Origin of the sequence: Nocardioides sp. CPCC 206348, assembly GCF_048654705.1 — a bacterium.
In the GTDB taxonomy this organism is placed as follows: Bacteria; Actinomycetota; Actinomycetes; order Propionibacteriales; family Nocardioidaceae; genus Nocardioides.
Genome location: NZ_JBMCZA010000241.1, coordinates 11,167 through 13,771, shown reverse-complemented (window position 1 = coordinate 13,771; position 2,605 = coordinate 11,167). Strand labels below are relative to the sequence as shown.

The window sequence follows — 2,605 nt, the reverse complement described above, 5'->3', positions numbered from 1 at the left end:
CTCCTCGTCAGGCCTCTTCGTCGTCGACGGTGAAGGCGCTCGGCATGTCGACGCCCTGGTCGACGAGACTCTGGACGCCCGCCAGCAGGAAGCCGATCGCCGTCTCGACGCGCGCGGCCGCCGCCTCCGGGTCGGTCGCGGTGGCCACGGTCTCCCCGGCGGACGACATCGCGCCGAAGAAGATCCGTGCGAACGTCTGCACCATCTCCTCGTCGAGCTCCCACTTGCCGGCGTCGAGGGTGGCGCGCAGGATCTCCACGATGTTGGCGAAGGTCGAGCGCTCCTCCTGCTCGCGGTACCGCTCGTAGCCCAGCACGGCCGGGCCGTCCTGGATGACGATGCGGCGGTAGGTTCCTTCCTGCACGACATCGAGGAAGGACCGCAGGCCGAGCAGCGCCTTGAGCCACGGGTCGCGTTCGCTGCGCAGTGCCTTCTGGATGCGCTTGGAGGACTCCTGCTCGACCCGCTCGAAGACGGACTCGAACAGCGCCTGCTTGCCGGAGAAGTGGTGGTAGAGCGCGCCCTTGGTGACCCGCGCACCGCTCACGATGGCGTCCAGCGAGGTGCCGGCGTACCCCTTCTCGGCGAAGAGCGCCTCGGCGACGTCGACCAGTGCGCGCTTCGTCGAGGCGGAGTACGACGCCCGCAGGGACCCGCCCGGGACCTTGGGGACCAACTTGGAAACCGACTTCGCCACGGGCCCAGCATAGGCATCACCGCAGGTCAGGGGTGACAGCGGTCACTTGCCCGGGTGTTCGGGATCACGGTGTCGTGCCATTGGGCATACCGCCGGTCTGGGCCATACTCGTAGTACGTACCGGTGGTATGTCGGGCACCTCCGGTGTCCGGAACCGCTAGAAGAAGACAAAGGAGCTGACCATGACCTGGAAGGCCTTTCACTCACGTGGCGAAACCCTCCGCTCCGTGATCGCGACTTCGGCCGTCCGTCGTGACGGCCTGCTGCCCATGGACGTCGAAGGCGTCTCCACGGGCTTCCGTGACGAGCTCGACCTGCTCGGCGCCCTCACCCTCAAGTGGCACACGCGCCTGTCGGGTCAGATCGACCGGATGCTGTCCCACCAGCCGATGGATCTCGACGAGGCCGTCGCGATCGCGTGGAGCAACGCTGCCCACGAGCTCGCCGGCGTCCGGTTGATCATCGACCACTACACCGCGAACCCGACCGACGACGCGATGGCCACGGCCATGGCCGCCGCCGCGTTCAAGGAGCAGCAGCTCCTGGCCGTCAACGCGGGCCGGACGTCCATCGCGGACGAGACCGCCCGTCGCGTCGGTTCCGAGATCGAGGAGCGGGCCCGCCTGCTGCACCGCGGCATCCCGATGATCCCCGCGGACGTCCAGTACGCGGAGCCCGAAGCGCCGCGCGGCACGCTCGTTGCGCGCCTGCGCGCTGTGGTCGCTGCCTGATCGCGACCCCCTGAGTTCAGCCCCGGACCTGACGCACCCTCCCTCCCAACCGCGTCGGGTCCGGGGCTGAAACGTCTCCACTGACGCTTCTCGGCCCAGAGCTCCCGGGTGGGCGATGATGGGGCCATGTCGAGCGACGCCCATCCCACCTCCACCAGTGGTCTGGCTGCCGGGCGGTTGCTGCTCGCGACTCCCGGCCTGCTCGATCCCAACTTCGTCGACACCGTCGTACTGCTGCTCGACGTGAACGACGACGGCGCCCTGGGTGTCGTGCTCAACCGACCCACCGTCCTGCCCGTCTCCGAGGTCCTGGGGGAGTGGGGTGACGTCGTCGAGGAACCCGAGGTGCTCTTCCAGGGCGGCCCGGTCTCGACCGACGGCGCGATCGCCGTGGCGCTCGCCCTTCCCGGTGGCGAGGACGCCGCCGGGTTCCGGCCTTGCTGGGGGCGGGTCGGCCTGCTCGACCTCGACACCCCGCGCGAGCTCGTCGCGGGCACGGTCGACCGGCTACGGATCTTCGCCGGCTACTCCGGCTGGGGCGTGGGCCAGCTCGAGGCCGAGGTGGCCGAGGGCAGCTGGTACGTCGTCCCCGGCGAGGTCGATGACGTGTTCGGCGAGGAGACCCGGAACCTGTGGCGCCAGGTGCTGCGCCGCCAGCCCGGTGACCTGGCCTTCCATGCGACGCGTCCGATCGACCCCGAGCTGAACTGACCTTCTTCGAGTTGAGACATTTGTGTCTCATGTGAGACAGTGATGTCTCACGAAGGAGATTCGAATGTCGACCCGCGACACCGTGCTGGCCGCAGCCCAGCGCCTGCTCACCACTGAACCCGCCGCATCCATGGCCCAGATCGCCGCCGCCGCCGGCGTCGGCCGGGCGACGGTGCACCGCCACTTCGCCACCCGCGAGGACCTGCTCCGGGAGATCGGCAGCCGGTCGCTCGACGCGTGGGAGGAGATCCTGGGCGAGGTCGACGTCGAGGGAGCGGTCGCGTCGCGCGACGCCGCGCGGATCCGCGTCGCGATGGACGACATGATCGGCCGGTTCGTCGCCGACAGCGAGGAGTTCGGCATCGCGTTGACCGACTCGACGGTCATCAACGACCCCGCACTCAAGGCGCGGGCCGACGCGCTGTTCACCCGCGAGGTCGCCCTCTACGCCGCGGCCCAGGCCGCG

4 protein-coding genes are annotated in these 2,605 nt (G+C 69.6%); 3 read left to right on the top strand and 1 reads right to left on the bottom strand.

Annotation, left to right across the window (positions count from 1 at the left end; all coding sequences use genetic code 11):
* Window positions 1-7: 7 nt before the first annotated feature.
* A complete protein-coding gene (locus tag ACOADB_RS28050; RefSeq protein WP_378606923.1) occupies window positions 8-697 on the bottom strand; it encodes a TetR/AcrR family transcriptional regulator in 690 nt (229 codons plus the stop codon).
* Window positions 698-879: 182 nt separating this feature from the next.
* Here ACOADB_RS28050 and ACOADB_RS28045 point away from each other — a divergent pair, with 182 nt between their 5' ends.
* The 3 genes from ACOADB_RS28045 to ACOADB_RS28035 form a co-directional block, all read left to right on the top strand.
* Window positions 880-1,428 carry a hypothetical protein gene (locus tag ACOADB_RS28045; RefSeq protein ID WP_378606920.1) on the top strand — a complete coding sequence of 183 codons (549 nt, stop codon included), beginning with the start codon at window positions 880-882 and terminating at the stop codon, window positions 1,426-1,428.
* A gap of 126 nt (window positions 1,429-1,554) precedes the next feature.
* Window positions 1,555-2,139 (top strand): YqgE/AlgH family protein, encoded by a 585-nt coding sequence (locus ACOADB_RS28040; RefSeq protein WP_378606917.1) that lies wholly within the window; start codon window positions 1,555-1,557, stop codon window positions 2,137-2,139.
* Between the two features lie 64 nt (window positions 2,140-2,203).
* Window positions 2,204-2,605, top strand: a 402-nt coding sequence (locus ACOADB_RS28035; RefSeq protein WP_378606914.1) for a TetR family transcriptional regulator, incomplete at its 3' end; no start/stop codon positions are given.

What these genes read in the sequence shown, in the direction of transcription:
- ACOADB_RS28045 (WP_378606920.1), top strand. Translation starts at nt 880, where the DNA reads ATGACCTGGAAGGCCTTTCACTCACGTGGCGAAACCCTCCGCTCCGTG.
- ACOADB_RS28040 (WP_378606917.1), top strand. Translation starts at nt 1,555, where the DNA reads ATGTCGAGCGACGCCCATCCCACCTCCACCAGTGGTCTGGCTGCCGGG.